Below are 23,364 nucleotides of genomic sequence, written 5' to 3'. Positions count from 1 at the left end.
TAGGCGGTAAGAGGGCTTTCAAAGATACACGCTAAGCAAGGCCGATGCCGGGTTCAAAACCGCTGCGCCAACCACTGGCGCAGGGTGGCGAACACCTCGGTAGCGTCCAGCTCATTGAAAATTTCATGGTACAGGCTCTCAAAGCATTGGCTGGTCACCACGCCCGCAGGCGCAGCAGCGGCGAAGTCGCGGCTGCCCTGGGGGTTGACCAAGCGGTCTGCACCCGCGTACATCAGTAGCGTGGGCACCTGCCACTGCGGGGCCAGGGCTACCGTGGCCGGGCCAGCAGTGGCAATGAACTGGGCCAGGCGGGCAGATATGCGGTCGTGCACCAGCTTGTCCGCCTGGTAGGCGGCCACCACGGCGGGGTCGTGCGAGATGTAGCTGGCGTTCAGGCCATTGCCTACGCGCAGGTTGGGCACCAGCTTGGGCAACACCGCCACCAACAGCTTCTGGAAGGCGTTCAAACCCGGGTTCAGCGCGGGGGAAGACATCATCAGCGCATCCACCGGGCGCATGCCCAGCGATACAAAGCGGCCCGCCACCAAACCGCCCATGCTGTGGCCCAGCAGAATCAGCGGTGTACCCGGCGCCATGCGGGCGCGGGTGCTGTCGACGATGTCAGCCAGGTCGTCCAGCAGCCGCGTGTCATTGGGCAGGCTGCCGGGAAGACCGCCCGATTCGCCATGGCCGCACTGGTCATAACCGCGGGCGGCAAAGCCCCAGGCGTTGAGCTGGCGTGCGACATGGTCGTAGCGGCCCGCATGTTCGCCCAGGCCGTGCACGATGACGACGGTGCCACGCGCGGTCACGCCGGGCTCCAGCGGCCAGTCTTGGATGACCACGTTATCGCCATCGCTGGCCACAAAGGTGGTGAGGGTGGTTTCAGAGCTCATGGTGGACATCGGGGAAAGTCAGGGAAAGCGGGAAATCACCTGGGCCACGGCGGCGGTGAGTTTCTTGGCGTAGGGCACATGCAGAAATTCGTTGGGGCCGTGGGCATTGCTCTTGGGGCCTAACACGCCGCAGACCATCATCTGCGCCTTGGGGAAGCCTTTCGACAGCATGTTCATGAGCGGGATGGTCCCGCCCTGGCCGATGTGGCCACAGGGCGCACCAAAATGGGCCTGCGATGCCTCGTCCAGCGCCGCATCCAACCAAGGCGCCGTGTCCGGTGCATTCCAGCCCGTGGCGCTAGCGGCACCTTCAAAGGTCACGCGGGCCTGGTAGGGCGCGTTGTCCTCCAGCAAGGCCTTGAGCTCCTGCACGGCGGAATCGGCTTCCACCAGCGGCGGCAGGCGCAGGCTGAGTTTGAAGGCGGTATAGGGGCGCAGCACGTTGCCGGCGTTCTTCAGTTCGGGCAGGCCATCGGCACCGGTCACGCTCAGCGTGGGCTGCCAGGTACGCTTGAGCAGCGCCTCCAGCGGGTCGGTGGTGGTGGGCAGGGCAAAGGTGGTGGCACCACCGCAGTCGTAGTGCGCCCAAGGGAAGCGCTTGAACAGCTCGTCGCCCAAAATGGCTGCGGTGGCCTGGGCCTGCTGCAGCCGTGCCGCAGGCACCTCGCAGTGGAAGCTGGCGGGCAGCAGGCGGCCGGTCTTGCTATCTTCCAGCCGGTCCAGCACCTGGCGCATGATGCGAAAGCTCGATGGCACCAGGCCGCTGGCATCGCCCGAGTGGATGCCTTCGGTGAGGATCTCCACCTTGAGCACACCGCTGGCCATGCCGCGCAGGCTGTTGGTCAGCCAAAGCTGGTCGTAATTGCCGGCACCCGAATCCAGACACACCACCAGCCCCACATCGCCCAGGCGGGTTTTCAGGATGTCGATGTAAGGAATAAGGTCGTAAGAACCGCTTTCCTCACAGGTCTCGATCAGGCCCACGACGCGCGGGTGCGGCATGTTCTGGCTTTTGAGCGCCTGCAGCGCGGCAATGGCGGCATAGGCGGCGTAGCCATCGTCGGCACCACCACGGCCATAGAGCTTGCCGTCTTCGTATTTGGGGGTCCAGGGGCCCAGGTCGTTGCGCCAGCCGGAAAACTCGGGTTGCTTGTCCAGGTGGCCGTACATCAGCACGGTCTGGTTTGAAGTACTGCCGCTGGCGGCCACTTCAAAAAACAGCACAGGGGTGCGGCCTTCCAGGCGCACCACTTCGAGGGTCAGACCGGGCACCTTTTGTTCTTCTATCCACTGGGCAGTGTTGCGCACCACGGTGTCTATGTAGCCGCCGGTAGCCCAGTCGGCATCGAACATGGGCGATTTGGCCGGGATACGGATGTAGTCTTCCAGACGGTGAACAATGTCACTATCCCAAGCTTGGCTGACTTGCTCCAGCGCTTGTGGCGCATTGAAGGCAGCGGGCGGTACGCGGGCGTTCATGGCGAACTCCTGAAACAACAGAGTGATGGATGCGCCATCATGCCATGCGCAGACTCGAATCTGGCTGTGGCAAACCCTCAGCGCAGGGGGGTGTCGCGCCAGCCCAAGCCGGCCCGGGTACCCCCCGGCTGTGCGCCCAGCCGGGGCCGGTATTCGCAACCGACCCAACCGCCGTAGCCCAGTGCGTCCACCAAGGCCAACAGGTAGGGGTAGTGCAGCTCGCCCTGCGAGGGCTCTTGGCGCTCGGGCACACCGGCGATCTGGATATGGCCCACAGCGCCCGTGGGCAGGTACTGGCGCAGCTTGCTGGCCACATCGCCCTCGGCCACTTGGCAGTGGTACAGGTCCATCTGCACCTGCAGGTTGGCTGCGCCCACCTCGGCCACCACGGCATGGGCCTGGGCCTGGTGGCGCAAAAAGTAGCCCGGCATATCGCGCGGGTTGATGGGTTCAATGAGCAGGGCGCACCCCTGCTGCGCGGCCAACGCCGAGGCCCAGCGCAGGTTGCGCACATAGGTGGCATGCAAGGCCGCAGGGTCTGAACCCGCAGGCACCAGCCCCGCCATCACATGGATGCGCGGGCACTGCAGCACAGCGGCATAGCGCAGCGCAGCGGTGATGCCGGCCTGGAACTCAGCCTCGCGTCCCGGCAGGCAGGCAGTGCCGCGCTCCCCGCGGTCCCAGGCGCTGGCCATGGAGGCAGCATCGCTGCCTGCGGGCGGCGCATTGAACAGCACCTGCTGCAAGCCCGCCGCCTGCAGCGGGGCCATCAGCGCCTCAGGCGTCCAGGCGTAGGGAAACAGAAACTCCGCGCCTGCAAAGCCATCTGCTGCTGCTGCCGCAAAGCGCTCCAGAAATGGATGCTCGGTGTATAGAAAACTCAGGTTGGCGGCAAAGCGAGGCATGGGCAGCAGGGGCCGGAGTCGTCAGCGGGCCAGCTTGTAGACCGAGGTGCCCGCACGCAGGTTGGGCGCAAAGCGCACGGTGCGCCCGTCTTGCAGGCCAAAGCTGTCGAGCACGCGCAGGCCATTGCGCTGCGCCAGCTCGGCCAAGTCGGCATGGGTGCCCACGCGGATATTGGGCGTGTCGTACCACTGGTAGGGCAGGCGCCGGGTCACCGGCATACGGCCTTGCAGAATGCTCAGGCGGTTGGGCCAGTGCGCAAAGTTGGGGAAGGCCACGATGCCCACGCGGCCCACGCGCGCTGTTTCCTTGAGCATGGTCTCGGCATTGCGCAGGTGCTGCAGCGTGTCGATCTGCAGCACCACGTCAAAGCTCGCGTCCTCGAACATGGTCAGGCCCTGGTCTAGGTTGAGCTGCAGCACGTTCACGCCGCGCTGCACGCAGGCCAGCACATTCGCATCGTCCAGTTCCACGCCGTAGCCGGTGCAGCCGCGGTGGCGCTGCAGGTGGTCCAGCAAGGCGCCATCGCCACAGCCCAGATCCAACACACGGGCACCCTGGGGCACCAGGCTGGCAATCGCGTGCAGGGTGTTCAGGTCGGTCATGCTGCCACCTCCAGCGTACGCGTAATGCTATTGAAATAGGAGCTGACCACGCCCATATAGCGGGGGTCATCGAGCAAAAAGGCATCGTGCCCATGTGGCGCATCGATCTCGGCGTAGCTGACCTCGCGCCGGTTGTCGAGCAAGGCTTTGACGAGTTCGCGGCTGCGCTTGGGGCTGAAACGCCAGTCGGTGGTGAAGCTCACCAGCAGGAACTTGCAGGTGGCGCGGGCCAGTGCCAGACTGAGGTCTCCGCCAAAGGCGCGGGCCGGGTCAAAGTAGTCCAGTGCGCGCGTGATCAGCAGGTAGGTATTGGCATCAAAGTACTCGGCAAACTTGTCGCCCTGGTAGCGCAGGTAGCTCTCGATCTGGAACTCCACCTCCTGCGTCGAATACTTGTAGCCCGATGCGTGGTCCAACAGGGTTTCCTTGAGTTGGCGACCGAACTTTTCGTTCATCACGTCGTCACTGAGGTAGGTGATGTGGCCAATCATGCGGGCGATGCGCAGGCCGCGCTTGGGGATGACGCCGTGCTCGTAAAAATGCCCACCGTGGAAATCGGGGTCGGTCACGATGGCGCGGCGTGCCACCTCGTTGAAGGCGATGTTTTCGGCCGTTAGATTGGGCGCGCTGGCCACCACCACGGCGTGCTGCACACGATTGGGGTACTGCAGCGTCCAGCTCAGCGCCTGCATGCCACCCAGGCTGCCACCCAGCACGGCGGCCAGGGTCTGAATGCCCAGTGCATCCAGCAACCTGGCCTGTGCGGTGACCCAGTCTTCCACCGTCACCACCGGAAAGTCCGCGCCATATACCTTGCCGCTATGAGGGTCTGTGTGCATGGGGCCGGTGGAGCCAAAGCAGGAGCCCAGGTTGTTCACGCCGATGACAAAGAAGCGGTCGGTGTCCACCGGCTTGCCCGGGCCAATCATGTTGTCCCACCAGCCCTCGCTTTTGTCCTGGCCCGCATACACGCCCGCCACATGGTGCGATGCATTGAGCGCGTGGCACACCAGCACGGCGTTGGACTTGTCGGCGTTCAGCGTGCCGTAGGTCTCGTAACTCAGGGAATAGCCATGCAGCAGCGCACCGCTTTGCATGGGCAAAGGGGCATCGAAGCGCATGGACTGGGGCGTGGCGATCAGCATAAAAACAAAACCCGGCAACGCTAAACGCGGGCCGGGTTGCAGTGCCAATGGCGGGTCCGTGTTTAGCTGAATTTATTAAGCGCCCGCAAGCTGGAGCAAATTGGCGCTGTGAACCCAAAGTATAGCAAGCACGGCGTTTGCGGGGCAAAAAGCTACGGGGCGCACCAATTTGGATGCGATGGCGCGATTTTTGCTTTAGTTTGGTGCATTTTGAAGAAATTCACTTTATTTGCACCAAACACAAGCATTTATTCAAAGAGGGTTTGTATGGAAGCACTAAAACAGGGCGCTGATGCCCTGTTCATTTTGTTGGGCGCGGTCATGGTCTTGGCTATGCACGCGGGGTTTGCATTTCTGGAGCTGGGCACGGTGCGCCGCAAGAACCAGGTGAACGCGCTGGTCAAGATCCTGGTGGACTTCTCGGTATCCACCGTGGTGTATTTCCTGGTGGGTTATGGCGTGGCCTACGGCACCCACTTCTTTGTGGGCGCCGAGCAGTTGGCCGCGCAAAGCGGCTATGCGCTGGTGAAGTTCTTCTTTCTGCTGACCTTTGCCGCGGCCATCCCGGCCATCATCTCGGGCGGCATTGCCGAGCGCGCGAAGTTCTGGCCGCAGCTGATCGCCACGGCCGTCGTTGTGGGTGTGATCTACCCCTTCTTCGAGGGCATTGCGTGGAACCAGCACTTTGGCGTGCAGGCCTGGATCAAGAATCTGACCGGCGCCGAATTCCACGACTTTGCGGGCAGCGTGGTGGTGCACGCCGTAGGCGGCTGGATTGCGCTGGGCGCCGTGCTGTTGCTGGGCGCACGCAGCAACCGCTACCGCAAGGACGGCGCCATGTCGGCGCACCCGCCCAGCAGCATTCCGTTTCTGGCGTTGGGCGCGTGGATTCTGATCGTGGGCTGGTTCGGCTTCAACGTGATGAGCGCGCAGGTACTGGACAAGATGTCGGGCCTGGTGGCGGTGAACTCGCTCATGGCCATGGTGGGCGGCACGCTGGTGGCGCTGCTGCTGGGCAAGAACGACCCCGGCTTTGTGCACAACGGCCCGCTGGCTGGCCTGGTGGCCGTATGCGCGGGTTCCGACCTGATGCACCCGCTGGGCGCGTTGGTGGTGGGCGGCGTGGCCGGCGCCATCTTTGTGGTGATGTTCACGCTGACGCAGAATAAATGGAAGATCGACGACGTGCTGGGCGTGTGGCCGCTGCACGGCCTGTGCGGCACCTGGGGCGGCATTGCGGCTGGCATCTTCGGCAGCCAAACCTTTGGCGGCCTGGGCGGCGTGAGCCTGGGTGCGCAGCTGATAGGCACCGCCATGGGCGTGGCCTGGGCCGCGCTGGGCGGCTTCATCGTCTACGGCGCGCTGAAGGCCACCATGGGCCTGCGCCTTAGCCAAGAGGAAGAATTTGACGGTGCCGACTTGTCCATCCACAAGATCAGCGCCACGCCGGAGCGCGAGGCCAACTGGTAAGCAACCAACCCGCTCAGGCCACGCTATCCAGCCAAGCCTGCAGCGGCCCCCCGTACAGCGGCCGGCTGCGCAAATAGCCCTGCATCACATCGCAGCCCAGCTGGGCAATCGTGGCGCGTTCGGCCTCGGTCTCTACGCCTTCGGCGGTGACAAACAGGTCCATGCCATGGCCCATTTCGATCATCGCCTTGACCAGCTTCTGGGTGCCCGGCGCCTTGTCGATGCCGTCGATAAAGCTGCGGTCGATCTTGAGTTCACTGACCGGCAGCTTCTGCAGGTAGGCCAGTGACGAGTAGCCGGTGCCAAAGTCGTCAATCGACAGCGGAATGCCCACGGCGCGCAGCGCGTGCAGCAGTTCCACACTCTTCTGCGCGTCTTCCATCAGCCCGCTCTCGGTGATCTCCAGGCGCAGGCGCTGCGGGTTGATGCCGCTAGTGGCCACCTTGTGCCCCACGCGCTGGGCAAAGCCTGCGTCCTGCAAATCACGCGTGCTCACATTGACGGCAATGCTGAGCGTGGGGTGCGTGGTTTGCCAGGCCTGCAGGGTGCGCAAGGCCTGCTCCAGCATCCAGTCGGTGACCATGGTGATGTAGCCGGTCTGTTCTGCGAACGGCACGAACTCCGCCGGTGACACAAAGCCACGCTGCGGGTGAATCCAGCGCACCAACGCCTCGGCCCCCACGGGCTGGCCAGTGGCCGAAAGAGAGAACTTGGGCTGCAGCCACATTTGCAGTTGGGACTGGGCCACCGCCGCGCGCAGGTCGGACACCAGCCCCAGATGGTCCAGCCGTGCAGCTTCTTGCGCCGCGCTGTACCAGGCGTGGCTGAGTGCGGCGCGCTTGGCGCTGTGCAGGGCCACCTCGGCATTGCGCAGCAGTGCGCCCACGGTCCCGTTGGCGGTGTCGGTGGTATCAGCAAAGCCGCAGCTCAGGCTCAGGTCCACGCTGTGGCCGCTGCAGGCCACCGAGGCCGTGGTGGCCTCCATCAGGTCCGCACGCAACTGCTCCACCGCACTGCGTTGGTCGGCTTGAAAAGCCGCGGCAAACGTGCCACCCGACAGCCGCGCCACTACCCACTGCGGCCCGATCAGCCCACGCCCGGCCGCAGCGCCCAGCACCAGGCTGGCGCGCACGCCCAGCTCCTTGATCAGCGTGTCGCCCGTGGTGTAGCCCAGGGTTTCGTTGATGATTTTGAGACGCGCCAGGTCCATTAAACCCAGCGTGTTGGCGCCCTCGGGCCCGGGATGCTGGGGGTTAAGCAGGGCCGTGCGGTTGGGCAGGCCGGTCAGGCTGTCCTGGTAGGCCAGGCGCACGATTTGCTGTTCGCGCTGCGACACCGCATCTGACATGGTGTTCAGCGCTTGGCCCACGCGGTCCACCTCTTGCGTGCCCGTGGTTTGCACCTGGTGCGCATAGTCCCCCTGGGCAATGTGGCGCGCGGCCCGCTCCAACTGGGCTAGCGGGGCCACCACGCTGCGCGTGGTGCGCCAGGCCAGGTAGGTGGCCAACGCGATGGCCAGCAGCGACAGCAGGCCCACCCACATGGCCACGCGCCCAAACAGCGCGCGCGCATCACTGAGCTGCGCCTCCACACGCTGGCGCTCGCGCTGCAGTAGCGTGCCGGACTCGCGCAACATGGCGGTGAGCGCGGGGTTCACCTGGTCGTTCAGCGCGCGGGCCGCGGCCTGCATGTTGTCGCCCTCGATCTCGTCCACCGTGGCGATAAAGGCCTGCGCATACATCGCACGGCAGGCCACCAGGCGGCGCAACGTGGCCTCCTGTTCAGGGTCCTTGAGTTCGTCGGACAGCGATTCGATGATGCCGTCGATGCTGCGGTTGCGCGCATCCACATCGGCGTACTCCTTCACGCGGTCGGCGCGCGGCGCGTGCACCAGCCGCACAAGCGCGCTGCCCACACCCTCGGTCTGCAGCGACAGCGCCTGCACGCGCAGCAGCCGCTGCATGTCGCCCGCGGCAAAGCGCTGCGTGACATCGGACACCAGGCGCAACTGCCACGCGGTCTGCACCAGCGCCAGCAGCACCATGAGGACTAAGGCGCCCAGGCCCAGCGCCAGGCGCCAGGCTATGCGCTTGGGCCACAGCCGGGCAAACCAGGTGGTGATGGGGGCAGTCGAAGTGTCTGGGGCCATGGCAGAAGGTTAACCCCTGCGCAGCCACCAATCGCGCAGCCAGGGGCCCAGCGCCCAGTTACCCGGGCCGTACAGCGCCAGCGCGGCCAGCAGCACGCCCCAGGTGATGTGCTGCTGCAGCGCGGCGGGCGCCACCTCGGCCAGCGACACCACGGCCACCGCATTCACCACGCTCAGGCCCAACGCCGCAAAGCGCCCGCCCAGGCCCAGCACCAGCAGCACAGGCAGCGCCAGCTCCCCCGTAGTGCCCATCACTGCGGCCAGTTCAGGCGGCAGCAGTGGCACCTTGTATTCGTCCATGAACAGCGCGATGGTGATGTCCCAGTCGCGCAACTTGGTCAGGCCCGAGGCAAAGAACACCTGCGCCACATACAAGCGGGCCAGCAGGGCGGCCAAGGGCTGCAGGGCCACCAGACCGCGCTCCAGCGAGCCCCAGGCCAACAGGCCGCGGGTGATGAGGGAGGGCGAGTGCAGCAGGGGCTGCGGCATGGGCGTAGGTTTCATGGGTCAAGTGAGAGAAAGGAAGGCGGTATTTGCACCACCGAAAGCAACAAACCGGTTTGCACTGCCAGCGGCAGCCACGCACCCACGTCCAGGGTAGGCGCTGCATCCAGCGCCTGGCCCAACGTGCCCGCAGCCAGCAACACCGCTAACGCATCGGCTTCGCCTTCGAGTGCGGCGCGGGCGTACGGGCGCAGGCCCTGGCGCCAGACCACGGTGTCTTGCGCCACGCGGTCGCGGATCTGGGCGCCGGCCTCGGCCAGGCTGGGGCTGTGCTCCAGGTGCGCACCCACGATGCTGGCGACGGGCCAGGGGCTGCGCAGCACACTGCAGCCCGGGGCAAGGGTCAGCCGCAGGGTGGCGGGGTCTGCGGAGGTGAGCAGTGCCAAGGTCGACAGGTCCGGCGCCTGGTCGGCAACAGTGGCTGCGGCGTGCAGCGCCCACTCCACGCGGGCCACGTCGGCCAGGTAGGGTTCGTCGGCCAGCTGCAGGCTGGCCTGCACAAAGTCGGGCAAGGTCTGGCCCCACTGGGCCAGATCGCCAGACTGCGGCGGCTGGGCGTGCCACAGCGCACGGGCCAGGTCAGCAAAACTGTCGTCACCCAGCAGCTGGGCCAGCACGGGGTAGGCACCCTGCAAAGCCCGGTCAGCCAGCTGGTGGCCATTGGATTGATAAGCTTTTAGTCCTCTAGCCCCCGTATCCATTGCGCCAGAAGCTACGTTTTTCATAGCATCCTCGGCGGGCCAGGCAAACAAGGCCTCCACCAGCGCCTGCTGTTGCGCAGCCAGTGTGCTCATGCGGCCACCGGCTCAAAGACGCTGGCGCAGACGGCGCGGGCGTGCTGGGCTTCGTCCAGCAGCACGTCCAGCGCGGGCACATCGGTGTCCCACTCAATCAGTGTGGGCACGCAGCCAAAGCGCGCCACGGCATGGGCGTACAACGTCCAGACCTCGGGGCAGACCCGGCTGCCATGGTCGTCAATAACGATGTCGCCATGCGCATCCGACACATGGCAGTGCCCGGCCAGGTGCAGCTCGCCCACGACCTCCGGGTCTATCGCATCCAGCCAATCGCGGCAGGCTTGCAGGGGGTTGGCCACCAGCCCGTCGCGCTGCGCGTTCAGGGCATTCACATAAATATTGTTCACATCCACCAGCAGCTGGCAGCCGCTGCGCCGGGCCAGGGTGGTCAAAAATTCGGTCTCGCGCCAAGCTGCGCCGTCCGGCGTATTCCAGTGCAGGTACGCCGAGAGGTTCTCCACCATGAAGCGGCGCTGCAAGCGGTCCTGCACCTGCTGCACATGACCGCACAGCAGGTCCAGCGCCTCGGTGGTGAAGGGAATGGGCAGCAGGTCAGCCGCATGCACCGTGTGGCCGTTGAACACACCTCGGGCAAAGCTCGCGTGGTCACTGACCCGCACCGGGTCTATGCGCTGCACCAACGCGGCCAGTTGGTCCAAGTGCCAGGGGTCCAGCCCCACGGCCGAGCCCAGCGACAGGCCCACGCCATGCAGGCTGACGGGGTAGTGCGCGCGGCCCTGCTCCAGCACAGCCAGCGCGGCACCGCCCTGGCCAAAGAAATTCTCGGAATGGACTTCGAGAAAATCGAGTACGGGCTGCCGCTGCAGCAGCTCCGCGTAATGGGGGTGTCGCCACCCCACGCCCACCACCGCATCGGTGGCTAAGGGCATGGGCACTGCAGAGGACAGCATGGTGGCGAGCACAGAAACGCTATTGCAAATTTAGCTCTTCATCTTCTTGGCGTCGTCCATGGACATGCCCTTCATGTCCTTGCACGTGCCCTTGGCCACGTACTTCCAGTCGTCCTTGCTCATGTCGACCTTGGCCTGGCCTGCGCAGGAGTGGCTGCCCGACAGGTTGGCGCAGTCGTTTTGGCCAGCCTTGGCGATACCGAAACACTTTTCTTTTTCCTGGGCGGCCACGGGGGCAGAGGCCAAAGCCAGGGTCATCAGGGTGGCTGCAGTGGCAGCGAGCATTGCGCGTTGGTTCATTTGGAAACTCCTAAAAGGGAAAGTAAAAACAGGTGACACATCAACCAGGACTTGCCTGTGCACATAGGCACCATTGCACTGGTTGACGTTTAGTCTGGAGCCGCATGTGTTTCTTACATTACGGCCGCAAAATAGTTACGTGGCAAGGGTTTTCCCGCGTTTTTGCTCGCTGAGGTACATGGCGAAAACGTACACTGCGCGCAGCCCACCACCGCCCACCACCATGCCAAGCTTTGAACAACAAATCGTCGAACTGCGCGACTACCTGCTCAAGTTCGCCCGGCTGCAGCTGCGCAACGAGGCCTGGGCCGAAGACGCGGTGTCCGAGACCGTGCTGGCCGCCCTGGCCAAGCCCCAGGCCTTTGGCAACCGCTCACAGCTCAAGACCTGGCTGGTGGGCATCCTCAAGCACAAGGTGATCGACGCGCTACGCCACCACAGCCGCGAGGTCGGGGGACTGGACACGGGTGAAGACGGCGAAAGCGACCCCCTGGACTACATCGCTTTCCAGGCCGACGGCCATTTCGCGCAGGCGCCGGCCGAATGGGGCAACCCCGAACAACAACTCACCAGCCGGCAGTTCTTTGAAGTGCTGGAGGCCTGCACTACTAAGCTGCCCGCTGGCCAGGGCCGGTTGTTCCTGATGCGCGAATGGCTGGAGCTATCCAGCGAGGAAATTTGTAAGGAACTGCAGCTCACGCCGACCAACCTCTACGTCCAACTGCACCGCGCCCGCCTCCGTTTGCGCGAATGCCTTGAAATGAACTGGTTTGCGAAGGCCCTGACATCATGATCCCGCTGCGAAGAACCTGCCGTGAAGCCGCCGCCCTGATGGTGAGCCGGGAAGACCGCGCCCTGGGCCTGGCCGACCGGATCGCGCTGCGCCTGCATTTGATGGCCTGTGGCGCCTGCCCCAAGTTCGAGCGGCAGATGCTGGCCATGCGCAACGGCCTGCGCCAATGGCGCAATTACGCAGAAAACGACGATTCCAACGGAGTTTTCCCGGAAAAGTTCAAAAATTAGCTTTCTTTTTGAAAAAAGGCGCATAATGGTCTTGCATTGCCGTAAATACGACGGTGCAAGTTTGCGGTGATTAGTCAGTTTCGCGTCTGCTTTAAGTCTTCATTGGTTTGTTGATTGCGGTTAAGGACTCCATCGCGTTTTGAGTTATTTAGAGGAGTCCTTTCATGGGCAACAAACTTTACGTAGGCAACCTGCCTTATTCTTTCCGTGACGAAGACCTGCAACAAGCTTTTGCAGCACACGGTTCCGTTTCCAGCGCCAAAGTCATGATGGAACGCGACACCGGTCGCTCCAAGGGTTTCGGCTTTGTGGAAATGGGCAGCGACGCTGAAGCGCAAGCCGCTATCAACGCCATGAACGGTCAACAATTCGGTGGCCGCGGCCTTGTGGTGAACGAAGCCCGTCCCATGGAACCCCGTCCTCCCCGCTCCGGCGGCTTCGGCGGTGGTGCTGGCGGTGGCGGCTACGGCGGCGGCGCTGGTGGCGGTCGTTCCGGTGGTGGCGGCTACGGCGGCGGCGGTGACCGCTCCGGTGGCGGCGGTTACGGCGGTGGCGGCGGTGGCCGTTCCGGCGGTGGCGGCGGTGGTGGTTACGGCGGTGGCCGTAGCAGCTACTAAGCACTGAACTGCTTGCAGCACAAACAAAAAGGGACCCTAGGGTCCCTTTTTTATTGCCCTCGGTCAGTGCTGCGGGTCAGGCTTCGTCCAGGCGCCGCTTGCGCGGACGCCCGGCGAGCGCCTTGTCGTACAGCGCATTCGGCAGACAGCGCATGAGCTTGGCCACCCAACCCATTTGCCAAGGGATCACCCGGTACGACGCGCCCGCCGCAATGGTGGCGAAGGCCTTGTCGGCAAACACGTCGGGTTTCATCAGAAACGGCATCGAATACCGATTGGCCTGGGTCAGCGGCGTATCGATATAGCCGGGGCAAATCGTTACCACTTTCACACCGCTGCTGCGCAGCTCACCCCGCAAGGACTCGCAGTAGTTAATGACCGCTGCCTTGCTCGCGCAGTACGCACCATGTCCCGGCAAGCCACGAATGCCCGCCACACTGCCAATGCCCACCAGTGCTCCACTGCCGCGCTGCTCCATCGCCTGCACAAAGGGGTGAAACGTTGCCGCCAGCCCCAGGTTGTTGGTGGCGAAAGTGCGTGCCATCACATCCAGGTCTGCACGCACCGCCGTGTCCATGCCGATGCTGATGCCCGCATTGGCAATCACCACATCGGGCACGCCCTGTTCACGCAGGCACGCCTGGCCGGCCGCCACGATGCTGTCCACATCCGCCACATCGGCACCATAAATGCGAAAGCGGGCAGGATCCAGTTGCTGCGCCTCGGCCCAGCGTTGCATATCCTCGGTGCGCCTCGCCACCAGGGCCAGGGCATAACCCGCCTGGTAAAAACGCCAGGCCAGTGCCTGTCCGATGCCGCTGGAGGCGCCGGTAATGAAGATCAGTTGTGACATGGGCGCCTTTCCGGGCAGGGGTTATTTGTTGTCCGGCACCAGCGTGCCGCGCACCCGGCCACGCAGCTGCATGACCTGGTCCACATTGTCAAACTCCAGGGTGTCGGCGGTGAACCGGTCTTTGCCACGCAACAGCTCGACGGGCTTGTGGGATTTGACTTGCTCGGTGTCCATAAAGGCGTGCAGAAATTCGCCACGGTACTCCATGCGTGGGGTGGCCTTGGCCGCGCGGGTATCCGCCTCGCGTACCACCACCGCATTGCCGATCAGCTGCACCTCCGAGCCACCTTCGTTGGTCAGCCCGCGCAGCGCAGTGGCCGTGGTCAGGCGGCCCTGAACGTCGAAGGAGCGGATGCGGATACCGTCAATCTCCAGCCACTGGGTGTCGGGGTAATGGCGCGCCACATCGCCTTGCACTTCGGAGCGCATGCGGCCCGACGTGTCAAAGGTCTTGATCGAAAAACCGTGCATGAAGTAGTCGGGCTCGTGGCCACGCACCCGCTCGGCCTGCGCCGCCTCCTGCACGGGTGTGCTACGCACCAACCAATAGGTCCCGAGAGCCAGCACACCCATGATGGCGATTGGCAGGTACAGAAGCGCCCGATCCCAGGCATCGTACAGAAAACGGTTCACTGGGTGTAGGCTTCCAGCAGGCTGGCGTAGCGGCCGCTGGCCACCATCAGCAAGTCACACAGTTCGCGTACCGCACCGTGGCCACCCTCGGCCCGGGTGACGTAGTGGGCCATGCCGGTCACTTCGACATGGGCATTGGCCGGCGCGCAGGCAAATGCCGCGCGACGCATCATGGGCAAGTCGGGCCAGTCGTCGCCCATCGCGGCCGCCTGCGTCCAATCCAGGCCCAGTGCCTGCAGGGTTTGTTCGGCCGAAGGGCGTTTGTCCTCGGTGCCGAAATGCGCATGCTCAACGCCCAGGGCCTTCAGACGCACACGCAGCGGTTGGGAGTCGCGGCCCGTGATTACGGCGGGCGTGATACCGGCCTTTTGCAACAACTTGAGGCCATGACCATCCAAGGTGTTGAAGCGCTTGAGGGTTTCTCCCGCATCCGAGAAATACAAACCACCATCGGTCAGCACACCGTCCACATCCAGAAACACCACTTTGATGCCCTGGGCCTGGAGTAGGAGCGCTGGGGGAAATTGAAGTTGGGGCTGCATCAGATCACCTTCGCGCGCATCAGGTCGTTGCTATTGAGGGCGCCGCAGAGCGCGCCCGCGTCGTCCAATACCAGCACGCTGGTGATACGCCGCGCCTCCATGAGGTCAGCCGCATCCACCGCGAGCGCATGGATGCTGATGGTGCAGGGCGACGCATGCATCACCTCCTGCGCAGTCTTGGCCCGCAGGTCCACACCCTTCTCCACCCAGCGGCGCAAGTCACCATCGGTGAAGATACCCAGCACTTGGCTCTGCGCATCCACGACCGATGTCGCGCCCAGACCCTTGGCACTCATCTCGCGCATCAGCTCGCTAAAGCTGGCTGTGGGTGCCACTTTGGGCACCGCATCGCCACTGCGCATCACGTCGCTCACCAGCGTCAGCAGCTTGCGGCCCAACGCGCCACCCGGGTGGGAGCGTGCAAAGTCTTCAGCGCGAAAACCGCGGGCATCCAAGAGCGCCACCGCCAGGGCGTCGCCCATGGCCAGTTGTGCCGTAGTGCTTGCCGTGGGGGCCAGGTTCAAGGGACAGGCTTCTTTGGCCACCGCAGAGTCGATCCACAGGTCTGCGTGCTGCGCCATGGTGCTGCTCCCATTGCCCGTCATGGCCACCAAGGGCACGCCCAAGCGCTTGAGCACGGGCAGGATGGCGGCCACTTCCTGCGATTCACCACTGTTGGAGATCATGAGCACCAGGTCGGTCTGCGTCACCATGCCCAAGTCGCCGTGGCTGGCCTCGCCGGGGTGCACAAACATGGCAGGGGTACCTGTCGAGGCCAAAGTGGCGGCGATCTTGCGCCCCACATGGCCGCTCTTGCCCATGCCCATCACCACCACACGGCCTTGCAAGGCCAATACCAATTCGACGGTGCGGGCAAACGCCTCTCCAACCCGGTCTTTGAGACCCAGCACGGCGGCCGCTTCGATGTCAAAGGTTTCTCTGGCCAGTGCCAATGCGCGGTCGGCGCGCGAGGCGCCGCCAGGGTGTGCGTGTGCTGTCATGCGGGCATTTTATAGACCCGCACTTCTCTTGCTAGTATGGCGCCATGAGTGCGCTGGAAATCACCCTTCTTTACTTGCTGGCCGCCGTGCTGGGGGTGGTGGCCTGCCGCTCGCTCAAGCTGCCGCCCATGCTGGGGTATCTGGCCGTGGGCGTGGTGATTGGACCTAACGCGTTGGCTTTGTCTAAAAACTCTGAGGCCGTGCGCCATCTGGGTGAGTTCGGCGTGGTGTTTCTGATGTTTGTGATCGGGCTGGAATTCAACCTGCCGCGCCTGCGCGCCATGCGCCAGCATGTGTTTGGGCTGGGCTTGCTGCAGGTGGTCGTAACCATTGTGCTGGCCACGGGGGCCACGCTGGGCCTGGCCCTGGTGCTACCCCAGTTCTGGGCCATGGAATGGCAAACCGCCTTGGCGCTTTCCAGCGCACTGGCCATGAGCAGCACGGCAATTGTGGTCAAGCTGATGGTGGAGAGGCTGGAGCTGGAGTCTGAGCATGGCAAGCGCGTGATGGGCGTGCTGCTGTTCCAGGATTTGGCCGTGGTGCCGCTGCTGGTGCTGATCCCCGCACTCGGGGCGTCTGGAGAGCGCCTGTTTGAGTCCTTGGCCGTCGCGGGCTTCAAGGCCGTAGTACTGGTCACCGTGCTGCTGGTCGGCGGGCAGCATGTGATGCGGCGCTGGCTCACGCTGGTGGCCCGTCGCAAGAGCGATGAGCTCTTCATGCTGAACCTGCTGTTCATCGCGCTGGGATTGGCCTGGCTGACGGAACTGGCAGGGCTGAGCTTGGCGCTGGGGGCCTTCATTGCCGGCATGCTGATCTCGGAGACCGAATACAAGCACCAGGTGGAAACCGACATACGGCCCTTCCACGATGTACTGCTGGGCCTGTTTTTCATCAGCATCGGCATGCTGCTGGACTGGCGGTTGGTGCTGGAGCGCTGGCCACTGGTGTTGCTGTTGGTGGCGGTGCCTACCGTGTTCAAGGCTGCGCTGGTGGCGGGTTTGTCAAAAGCGCTGGGGGCCACCTCGGGCGTAGCGCTGCGCACCGGGCTGTACTTGGCCCAAGCCGGTGAGTTCGGTTTTGTGCTGCTGACACTGGCACAAGAACACGCTCTGATCCCGCCCAGCCTGCTGAATCCCATCCTGGCGAGCATGGTGCTGTCGATGTTGGCCACCCCCTTCATCCTGATGTACACCAACCGCATCGTGCTGAAGCTGGTGAGCAGCGAGTGGCTGCAACAGTCCTTGCAGATGACCACCATTGCGCGCAAGTCGATCAACGCCAACCGCCATGTCATCATCTGCGGCTATGGCCGCTGCGGGCAAAACCTGGGGCGCATGCTAGAAGCCGAAGGCATCCCCTATATGGCGTTGGACCTGGACCCAGACCGGGTGCGGCAAGCTGCCGCAGCCGGTCACTCCGTCGTGTTTGGAGACGCGGCGCGGCTGCAAGCCTTGATGGCGGCAGGCCTGGCGCGTGCCAGCGCCGTGGTCATTACCTATTTGGACGAGGGCGGCGCCCTCAAGGTACTGGGCAACACCCGCGCGCATGCACCGCAGGTACCCGTGATCGTGCGCACCCAGGATGACCACAGCCTGGAAAAACTACAAGCCGCGGGCGCGACCGAGGTGGTGCCCGAAGCCATTGAAGGCTCGCTGATGCTGGCTAGTCACGCGCTGGCACTGGTAGGCGTGCCGATGCGGCGCGTGATTCGCATCGTGCAGGACCAGCGCGACGCACGCTACAACCTGCTGCGCGGCTTCTTCCACGGTGCTGATGACGACTCGGTGGACGAGTTGCAGCACGAACGCCTGGTGACCTTGAGCCTGCCCATGGACTCCAGGGCCACCGGCAAAGCCCTCGCAGACTTTGATTTGCTGGCACTCGGAATTCGCTTGGTCAGCCTGCGGCGTGCGGATGGCAAACCTGCGGCGACCGACGAGGGCATGCTGCTCGAAGGCGGCGACACCCTGGTACTCTCCGGCAAAGCCGGGGCGCTGGCCGTGGCCGAGCAAAAGCTGCTCAAAGGATAGGCCCCGGCGGCGCACTCTGCAGGCACAATAGCGCCTGCCCCGCACCCCCGTGTGCCCTACCGCCCCGCGTCCATGCAACATCTCAGCGTCAACCAATACCTCCGCGACCACATCCGCACCGTGCCCGATTGGCCGGCACCCGGTGTGCAGTTCCGCGACATCACTCCACTGCTGCAGGATGCCAAGGTGTTCCGCGTGCTGATCGATGCGTTTGTACACCGCTATATGGACCCCAGCATGCGCCCTGACGTGGTGGCTGGGCTGGATGCGCGCGGCTTTATTCTGGGTGCGGTGGTGGCCTACGAACTCAATATTGGTTTTGTGCCAATCCGCAAAAAGGGCAAGCTGCCCTTCACCACGGTGGAAGAAACCTACGAACTGGAATACGGCAGTGCCACCGTGGAGCTGCACACCGATGCGGTGAAAGCTGGCGACCGCGTGTTGCTGATTGACGATCTGATTGCCACCGGTGGCACGATGATGGCCGGCAAGAAGTTGCTGGAGCGCTTGGGCGCCCACGTCATGGAAGGCGCGGCGATTGTGGACCTGCCCGAACTGGGTGGCTCCGCCCGCCTGAGGGAGTCAGGCCTGGCACTGTTCACCCTGCTGGACTTCGCAGGCCACTGACCTGCGGCCCCACGCGGGGCTTAGTTCAGGTCGCCGTACTGGGTGCCGCTCAGGGGCGACTGGCGGTCGTCTAGCTCGGTGTCCTGAAAGCTGGGAGGTGCCGGATTGCGACGACCCGAACGCACAATTTCCCCTGGGGCCGACAAGGCGGCGGGCGCGGGAATCGATGCCAAGGCCTGCTTGAATGCAGCCACTTCGTCGGCCTGCAAGGGTTCAAAACGTGGCGCCATCGGCGCGGCCGGCGCTCCCACGGCGGCAACCCGAGGAACAGGCGCAGGTACAGGGGCACTGCGTGCCAGACCAGCCGTCACATGCTCATTCACGCGCCAGTAGACCGCGGTCACCAAAATGTCGTGGCGGGTCTTGGCAATTTTGGCGATGTGGCTTTCCATATCGGCCAAGCGGGAGGTGTCGCCCACATTCTGGCGCGCCATGTCCATCATGATCAGGTACTGGCGTCCGCGTGAATCCAGCGAGAGCACCTTGAATTTGTAGCTGGTAGATAGCAGTCCGGCGCGGGTCATGGACTCGCGCACCACGGTGTACAACAGCTCGCGGCGCTCCAGGCGCTCGCTCTTGCGGTTGGCCGCGTTCCCTGGCACAGACACGGGTGCCTTCATGCGGCCTTTGCTACCGGGCAGGTAGGGTACGGTTGCATCTACATGGCCGAGACCGGAGCTTTCGGCCGCGGGCGCTTGCTCATGCGGCTTTCTGGAGAACCAACCAAACAGGGACATTCTTATTGCTTTCGGATTCGACGACTTGCCGAGTGTAGTGCAGCTATTTGCCAATGCAAAACTTGGAAAAGATCACACCCAACAGGTCGTCAGAGCTGAATTCTCCGGTGATGGCATTCAGGGCGTTTTGGCCCAGGCGCAGCTCTTCGGCCAGCAAGTCCAGCGTGCCGGCGCCCGCGCTCAGGTGGGCAAACGCCTCCATCAAATGCTGGTCCACCTGCTGCAGGGCATGCAGGTGGCGCTGCCGCGCGATGAACATGCCACCAGAGGGAGGTTGCCAGCCGGCGGCCTCCAGCAGGCGGCGGCGCAGGGCCTCCAAGCCCTGCCCGGTTTTGGCGGACAGCACCACACCGCCATGCGCCCCCTCTGCGGTCACCGCGTCCGCCTTGTTCCAGACGTCGATCACCGGGATATCTTTGGCAAGTTTTTGGGCCAGAGCCCCCGCAATCTCTGCGTCAGCAGCTATATATTCGATAGCATCGCTGCGCGTGAGGTCGTGCAAAAACAACACCGCATCAGCCCCCTCGATGGCCTGCCAGGCGCGTTCAATGCCCATCTTCTCCACCGTGTCGTCGCTGGCACGCAGGCCCGCGGTGTCCACGATGTGAATGGGCACGCCTTCGATCTGGATGGTTTCTTGCACCTTGTCCCGGGTGGTCCCCGCAATCGGGGTGACGATGGCCAGCTCTGCCCCCGCCAGCGCATTGAGCAGGGACGACTTGCCCGCATTGGGCTGGCCGGCAATCACCACCTGGATACCCTCGCGCAGCAGCGCACCTTGCGAGGCCCGCTGCAGCACTTGCTGCAAGGCCACCTGCAGGCGCTGCAGTTGCCCCAAGGCATCGGCCTTTTGCAGGAAGTCGATCTCTTCTTCGGGAAAGTCCAGGGTTGCCTCGACCAGCATGCGCAGGTGGATCAGCGCATCGCGCAGCGTGGCCACTTCTTTGGAAAAAGCACCCGATAGCGACTGGGTGGCACTGCGCGCCGCGGCCTCGGTGCTGGCGTCGATCAGGTCGGCAATCGCCTCGGCCTGCGCCAAATCGATCTTGTCATTCAGAAATGCGCGTTGGGTGAATTCACCAGGCTCGGCAATGCGCAGGCCTGGCAGAGGCGCGGACGCTCCGGGTTGCACGGGGCTGGCCAGCTCCAGGCAACGGGCCAGCAGCAGCTGCAAGACCACGGGGCCGCCATGGGCCTGGAGTTCCAGCACGTCTTCACCGGTGAAGGAATGTGGCCCCGGGAAATACAACGCCAGGCCCTGGTCCAGCGGCTGGCCCTGGGCATCGGGGAACGGAAGGTAAGTGGCTTCGCGCGGACGCAGGTCGCGCCCCAGCAGGGCTTGCACAAAGGCCCTCAGGTGCTTGCCGCTGACCCGGACTATGCCCACGGCGCCCCGGCCGGGGGCCGTGGCGATCGCGACGATGGGGTCCGAGTGGCGCGGCAGCATGGGGCCTGCTGCTAGAGGCTCAAGAGAACTTGGGCAGGTTGAACTGGGGCGGCACACCCATGCGGGTGTTGATGATCCACTGCTGCGCGATGGACAGGATGTTGTTGGTGATCCAGTACAACACCAGGCCAGCCGGGAACGCAAAGAACATCACGCTGAAGGCCAGCGGCATGATCCACATCATCTTGGCTTGCATGGGGTCTGGTGGCGCGGGGTTCAGCGCGGTTTGCAGCAAGGTGGTCATGGTCATCAGGACGGGCAGGATGTACATCGGGTCTTTGGACGACAGGTCATGGATCCAGAAAATCCAGGGTGCGTCGCGCATTTCAATGGTGGACAGCAACACGGTGTAGAGCGCAATGAACACCGGGATCTGAACCACGATGGGGAAGCAACCACCCAGTGGATTGACCTTTTCTTCCCGGTAAATCTTCATCATTTCCTGCTGCATTTGCTGCGGGCTGTCTTTCAGGCGCTCGCGCATTTCCATGATCTTGGGGTTGATCGCCTTCATCTTGGCCATGCTGGAGTAGGCCTTGGCGTTGAGCCAGTAAAACGCGATCTTGAGCAACAGCACCAGCGCCACGATGGACCAGCCCCAGTTCTGGATAAAGCTGTGCAGCTTGTCCAGCAACCAGTACAGCGGCTTGGCCAAAATGGTCAGACGGCCATAGTCTTTCAGCAGCTCCATGCCGGGAGCCAGCGACTCCAGCATCTTTTCTTCCAGCGGACCCACGAACAACTTTGCGTCCACCGTCTTGCTGGCGCCGGGCGCAATTGACTCCACGGGCGAGACCATGACCACGCGGTAGCAGCAGTCGGCCACGGGGGAATCCAGGGTCACGGGCACCATGGACAGGTTGCGCTTCACGCCATCGGGCAACAGCCAGGCGCTGGCAAAGTAGTGCTGCACCATGGCGATGTAGCCATTGCTGCTGGTCTTCTCAAAGTCTGCTTTGTCTTTTTTGATGTCCGAGAAGTCCACCTTCTGGAATTTCTTGGCATCGGTGTACACCGCAGGGCCGGTGAAGGTGGAATAGAAGGACGAACCTCCGGGAGGGCTGGTGCCATCGCGCTCCAGCTGCAGGTAGAGCTGGGGCGAAATGGCCGCGCTGGAGGTGTTCACCAGTTCATGCTTCACGGCAATGTCGTAGGCACCACGGCGCAGGGTATAGGTCTTCACCAGCTTGATGCCGCCCACATCGGGGGACGTGAACTTGATGGAGATTTCGTTCTCGCCTTCGGCCAGCACGCGCGGGCCAGACACGGACATCACAGTCTTGTGTGTGGGGAACGCACCACCCGCCTCACTCGCCACCACGCCGGTTTGGGCGCGGTAGACACGCTCTTTGCTGTCGTCCAGCAACACGATGTTTTTAGACTTATCGCCCGTTTCTGCGTATTTCAACAACTCGGAACGCACCAAGGAACCGCCTTCGGTATCCAGCGTCAGCTTGAGCACGTCGGTGCTCACTTCAAAGCGTTCCTTCGGTGTTGCGGGTTCTGCCGCCGCCGCCGCTGCTGCGGTGCTGGCAGTGGCAGCTGCCACTGGCGCAGCAGGCTTGGTACCGTCCGTGGCCACCGCTTTTTGTTGCGTCGGGCTGGGGAAGAAGGTGGCCTTCTTGCCGTTATGCACTTGCCATTGGTCCCAGAGCAACACCATGGAAAAACCAAAGATCACCCACAAAATGGTGCGGCGAATATCGTTCATGAAGGTTTCTTTTCAGAAGAAGGAGGAATCAGGCGGCCAAACAGCCGGGGACGTTGCACAGGCACGGGGTCATGACCACCCTCGCACCAAGGGTGGCAGCGCGCCAGACGCGCTACCGTAAGGTAAGAGCCCGCAGCCGCACCGTGGGTCTGCAAAGACTCCAGGGCATAGGCCGAACAGGTCGGCTCGAACCGGCAGGCCGAACCGAGCCAGGGACTCAGTAGCAAGCGGTAGGCCTTGACGGCGCCCACCAAGAAGGCTTGCATCATGGGAGCACCTCGGCATTCATCACTGCGGATGGCGCCTGAGCCGGGATAGGGGGAGCAATACGTGCGAACAATTGCAGCAGTTCTTGGCGAACGGCTTTTTTCAACGCGGTCGACGTGGCACTGACGTACTCCGCACGGTCAAACCCAGCACGCAGACGCACCAGATGCGCGCGCGCCTGCAGCGCCGGAGCGAACTCGGCGCCAATACTGTAGATCTGACGTTTGATGGCGTTGCGGGTCACAGCACGTTTGGCCCAGCGTTTGGGCACCATTCCACCTAGCCACACCGAAGCAACCGGGAATACCGCGTCCGCAGACGTGGCTGGGGAAGGGGGCGTCACTGGGCAGCAATGGAGCGCGAAGTGGGCTGTTTTGGAAACAGTAGCCCCACCCAACGCTGCCTGGAACTGCGCGCGCGTCTGAAGACGTCGCACTGCGGCCTTGCCAGTACCTTGCGAATGTGCAATGTCCAAAAGCTGTTCAGCCCTGGATTGCAGAATTCGCGCAGATTAGACGGCCAGACGCTTGCGGCCTTTGGCGCGGCGTGCGTTGATGACGGCGCGGCCACCGCGGGTCTTCATGCGAACCAGAAAACCGTGGGTACGTGCGCGGCGGATTTTGGAGGGTTGGTACGTGCGTTTCATGTGAAATTCCTAACAGGCTCAGTGGGTATCCGTACCCACTCCACAAGGAGAGCAAGGCACAGATGTCGGTC

The 23,364-nt window shown here is 63.6% G+C and carries 26 protein-coding genes; 6 read left to right on the top strand and 20 right to left on the bottom strand.

Annotated features, from left to right (window positions below):
• Window positions 1-53 precede the first annotated feature (53 nt).
• From AC097R_RS02205 to metX, 5 genes are all read right to left on the bottom strand, one after another.
• Complete coding sequence (locus AC097R_RS02205; protein ID WP_479595964.1) at window positions 54-896, bottom strand: lysophospholipase; 843 nt, start codon at window positions 894-896, stop codon at window positions 54-56.
• Window positions 897-914: 18 nt separating this feature from the next.
• On the bottom strand, window positions 915-2,375 hold the full coding sequence (locus tag AC097R_RS02200) for a M20/M25/M40 family metallo-hydrolase (RefSeq protein ID WP_479595963.1): 1,461 nt from the start codon (window positions 2,373-2,375) through the stop codon (window positions 915-917).
• A gap of 77 nt (window positions 2,376-2,452) precedes the next feature.
• Window positions 2,453-3,280, bottom strand: a complete 828-nt coding sequence (gene otnI, locus AC097R_RS02195) for a 2-oxo-tetronate isomerase (protein ID WP_479595962.1) — start codon at window positions 3,278-3,280, stop codon at window positions 2,453-2,455.
• Between the two features lie 21 nt (window positions 3,281-3,301).
• Window positions 3,302-3,883, bottom strand: a complete 582-nt coding sequence (gene metW, locus AC097R_RS02190; RefSeq protein ID WP_479595961.1) for a methionine biosynthesis protein MetW — start codon at window positions 3,881-3,883, stop codon at window positions 3,302-3,304.
• A complete protein-coding gene (metX, locus tag AC097R_RS02185) occupies window positions 3,880-5,028 on the bottom strand; it encodes a homoserine O-succinyltransferase MetX (RefSeq protein ID WP_479595960.1) in 1,149 nt (382 codons plus the stop codon). Before metX ends, metW begins: the two co-directional genes overlap by 4 nt.
• Window positions 5,029-5,295: 267 nt before the next feature.
• Between metX and AC097R_RS02180 the strand changes: the two genes are divergently transcribed.
• Window positions 5,296-6,498, top strand: coding sequence for an ammonium transporter (locus tag AC097R_RS02180; RefSeq protein ID WP_479595959.1), 1,203 nt, complete (start codon window positions 5,296-5,298; stop codon window positions 6,496-6,498).
• Between the two features lie 13 nt (window positions 6,499-6,511).
• On the opposite strand, the gene AC097R_RS02175 is transcribed toward AC097R_RS02180, so the two are convergent.
• Genes AC097R_RS02175 through AC097R_RS02155 form a run of 5 tightly spaced genes read right to left on the bottom strand, consistent with a single transcriptional unit; the run spans window position 6,512 to window position 11,159 of the window.
• Window positions 6,512-8,647 carry a putative bifunctional diguanylate cyclase/phosphodiesterase gene (locus AC097R_RS02175; RefSeq protein WP_479595958.1) on the bottom strand — a complete coding sequence of 712 codons (2,136 nt, stop codon included), beginning with the start codon at window positions 8,645-8,647 and terminating at the stop codon, window positions 6,512-6,514.
• A gap of 9 nt (window positions 8,648-8,656) precedes the next feature.
• Complete coding sequence (locus AC097R_RS02170; RefSeq protein WP_479595957.1) at window positions 8,657-9,151, bottom strand: DoxX family membrane protein; 495 nt, start codon at window positions 9,149-9,151, stop codon at window positions 8,657-8,659.
• On the bottom strand, window positions 9,148-9,945 hold the full coding sequence (locus tag AC097R_RS02165) for an HvfC/BufC family peptide modification chaperone (RefSeq protein WP_479595956.1): 798 nt from the start codon (window positions 9,943-9,945) through the stop codon (window positions 9,148-9,150). Before AC097R_RS02165 ends, AC097R_RS02170 begins: the two co-directional genes overlap by 4 nt.
• A complete protein-coding gene (gene bufB / locus AC097R_RS02160; RefSeq protein WP_479595955.1) occupies window positions 9,942-10,859 on the bottom strand; it encodes an MNIO family bufferin maturase in 918 nt (305 codons plus the stop codon). Before bufB ends, AC097R_RS02165 begins: the two co-directional genes overlap by 4 nt.
• Before the next feature lie 30 nt (window positions 10,860-10,889).
• On the bottom strand, window positions 10,890-11,159 hold the full coding sequence (locus AC097R_RS02155) for a BufA1 family periplasmic bufferin-type metallophore (RefSeq protein ID WP_479595954.1): 270 nt from the start codon (window positions 11,157-11,159) through the stop codon (window positions 10,890-10,892).
• Between the two features lie 223 nt (window positions 11,160-11,382).
• On the opposite strand from AC097R_RS02155, the gene AC097R_RS02150 reads away from it, so the two are divergent.
• The 3 genes from AC097R_RS02150 to AC097R_RS02140 all read left to right on the top strand — a co-directional run bounded on the left by AC097R_RS02150 (window position 11,383) and on the right by AC097R_RS02140 (window position 12,799).
• On the top strand, window positions 11,383-11,952 hold the full coding sequence (locus tag AC097R_RS02150; RefSeq protein ID WP_479595953.1) for a sigma-70 family RNA polymerase sigma factor: 570 nt from the start codon (window positions 11,383-11,385) through the stop codon (window positions 11,950-11,952).
• Complete coding sequence (locus tag AC097R_RS02145; protein ID WP_479595952.1) at window positions 11,949-12,182, top strand: zf-HC2 domain-containing protein; 234 nt, start codon at window positions 11,949-11,951, stop codon at window positions 12,180-12,182. The genes AC097R_RS02150 and AC097R_RS02145 overlap by 4 nt, the downstream gene beginning before the upstream one ends.
• 164 nt (window positions 12,183-12,346) lie before the next feature.
• Window positions 12,347-12,799, top strand: coding sequence for an RNA recognition motif domain-containing protein (locus AC097R_RS02140; RefSeq protein ID WP_479595951.1), 453 nt, complete (start codon window positions 12,347-12,349; stop codon window positions 12,797-12,799).
• 76 nt (window positions 12,800-12,875) lie between these two features.
• Here AC097R_RS02140 and AC097R_RS02135 read toward each other — a convergent pair whose 3' ends face one another.
• Genes AC097R_RS02135 through AC097R_RS02120 form a run of 4 tightly spaced genes read right to left on the bottom strand, consistent with a single transcriptional unit; the run spans window position 12,876 to window position 15,828 of the window.
• Window positions 12,876-13,652: an SDR family oxidoreductase gene (locus AC097R_RS02135; RefSeq protein ID WP_479595950.1), complete on the bottom strand. Its 777-nt coding sequence runs from the start codon at window positions 13,650-13,652 to the stop codon at window positions 12,876-12,878.
• Between the two features lie 21 nt (window positions 13,653-13,673).
• Entirely contained in the window at window positions 13,674-14,285 is a 612-nt protein-coding gene (gene lptC / locus AC097R_RS02130; RefSeq protein WP_479595949.1) for an LPS export ABC transporter periplasmic protein LptC, read from the bottom strand.
• Window positions 14,282-14,827 carry a KdsC family phosphatase gene (locus AC097R_RS02125; RefSeq protein ID WP_479595948.1) on the bottom strand — a complete coding sequence of 182 codons (546 nt, stop codon included), beginning with the start codon at window positions 14,825-14,827 and terminating at the stop codon, window positions 14,282-14,284. Before AC097R_RS02125 ends, lptC begins: the two co-directional genes overlap by 4 nt.
• A complete protein-coding gene (locus AC097R_RS02120) occupies window positions 14,827-15,828 on the bottom strand; it encodes a KpsF/GutQ family sugar-phosphate isomerase (protein WP_479595947.1) in 1,002 nt (333 codons plus the stop codon). The genes AC097R_RS02125 and AC097R_RS02120 overlap by 1 nt, the downstream gene beginning before the upstream one ends.
• Before the next feature lie 44 nt (window positions 15,829-15,872).
• On the opposite strand from AC097R_RS02120, the gene AC097R_RS02115 reads away from it, so the two are divergent.
• Complete coding sequence (locus AC097R_RS02115; RefSeq protein WP_479595946.1) at window positions 15,873-17,858, top strand: monovalent cation:proton antiporter-2 (CPA2) family protein; 1,986 nt, start codon at window positions 15,873-15,875, stop codon at window positions 17,856-17,858.
• Window positions 17,859-17,930: 72 nt separating this feature from the next.
• Entirely contained in the window at window positions 17,931-18,485 is a 555-nt protein-coding gene (locus AC097R_RS02110; protein WP_479595945.1) for an adenine phosphoribosyltransferase, read from the top strand.
• Between the two features lie 20 nt (window positions 18,486-18,505).
• Here the strand turns inward: AC097R_RS02110 and AC097R_RS02105 are convergent, their stop codons facing one another.
• The 6 genes from AC097R_RS02105 to rpmH form a co-directional block, all read right to left on the bottom strand.
• A complete protein-coding gene (locus tag AC097R_RS02105; protein WP_479595944.1) occupies window positions 18,506-19,222 on the bottom strand; it encodes a hypothetical protein in 717 nt (238 codons plus the stop codon).
• A 43-nt stretch (window positions 19,223-19,265) separates the two neighbouring features.
• On the bottom strand, window positions 19,266-20,669 hold the full coding sequence (gene mnmE / locus AC097R_RS02100) for a tRNA uridine-5-carboxymethylaminomethyl(34) synthesis GTPase MnmE (RefSeq protein WP_479595943.1): 1,404 nt from the start codon (window positions 20,667-20,669) through the stop codon (window positions 19,266-19,268).
• 19 nt (window positions 20,670-20,688) lie between these two features.
• A complete protein-coding gene (gene yidC, locus AC097R_RS02095) occupies window positions 20,689-22,380 on the bottom strand; it encodes a membrane protein insertase YidC (RefSeq protein WP_479595942.1) in 1,692 nt (563 codons plus the stop codon).
• The gene (gene yidD / locus AC097R_RS02090) at window positions 22,377-22,649 is read right to left on the bottom strand and encodes a membrane protein insertion efficiency factor YidD (protein ID WP_479595941.1); all 273 of its coding nucleotides are present in this window, start codon (window positions 22,647-22,649) and stop codon (window positions 22,377-22,379) included. Before yidD ends, yidC begins: the two co-directional genes overlap by 4 nt.
• Window positions 22,646-23,083 carry a ribonuclease P protein component gene (locus AC097R_RS02085; protein ID WP_479598080.1) on the bottom strand — a complete coding sequence of 146 codons (438 nt, stop codon included), beginning with the start codon at window positions 23,081-23,083 and terminating at the stop codon, window positions 22,646-22,648. Before AC097R_RS02085 ends, yidD begins: the two co-directional genes overlap by 4 nt.
• A gap of 75 nt (window positions 23,084-23,158) precedes the next feature.
• Window positions 23,159-23,293 (bottom strand): 50S ribosomal protein L34, encoded by a 135-nt coding sequence (rpmH, locus tag AC097R_RS02080; protein ID WP_006299042.1) that lies wholly within the window; start codon window positions 23,291-23,293, stop codon window positions 23,159-23,161.
• Window positions 23,294-23,364 lie beyond the last annotated feature (71 nt).

It is taken from the genome of Rhodoferax sp. ZS1R25, from assembly GCF_056521335.1.
This window is presented reverse-complemented; position numbering and strand designations above follow the sequence as displayed.